The organism is Acidisoma cellulosilyticum (genome assembly GCF_020621385.1).
Taxonomy (GTDB): Bacteria; Pseudomonadota; Alphaproteobacteria; order Acetobacterales; family Acetobacteraceae; genus Acidisoma; species Acidisoma cellulosilyticum.
The window spans coordinates 1-541 of the sequence record NZ_JAESVA010000049.1 but is presented as its reverse complement, the minus strand read 5'-3'; the positions used below and the strand labels follow the sequence as shown (position 1 = coordinate 541).

General features: G+C 52.7%; 1 protein-coding gene. It reads left to right on the top strand.

The genetic code is table 11. The features are described 5' to 3' along the window. On the top strand, positions 1-541 hold a 541-nt coding region (locus ACELLULO517_RS28475), incomplete at both ends, for a hypothetical protein (protein ID WP_227310880.1).

Genomic DNA, 541 nt, shown 5'->3' with positions numbered 1-541 from the left:
CAACCTATACCGTCGCCGCATCTGCAACCGCTCTGCCCGCAGCCGGTGGATCATCCCTCGCATCCGCACAAAACCTCGGAACACTCGGAACTGTCTCAACAACCCAATCTGGTTGGATCGGCGCGATTGCCTCTAATGACTATTACAGCTTCACTTTAAGCGATCTCTCCTCCGTCGCTTTGAAGTTTTCGGGCCTGAGTAATAACGGCGCTTATCTTTATGTGCTTGATGCCTCTGGCAATCAGGTCGGCTATGCGACGCCAACCTATGACCCCGCGCAACCCATCACGCTCAATCTGAATCTAGCTGCTGGCCATTACTTCATCCTTGTCCAAGATAGTTCCAATACAGCCTATACGCTGACGGCGACATCGGATGGTGTAACTGGGACAGCTCCGGTTGCGATCTCTGGCACTACGTTATCGACCGCCAATCTGTTAGGTGCGCTGACGTCGGCGCCTGTTGTTTTGTCTGATTTTGTTGGTTCGTCTGAGCCGAATGGTTGGTATCAGTTCACGCTGGGATCTTTGTCGGATGTATC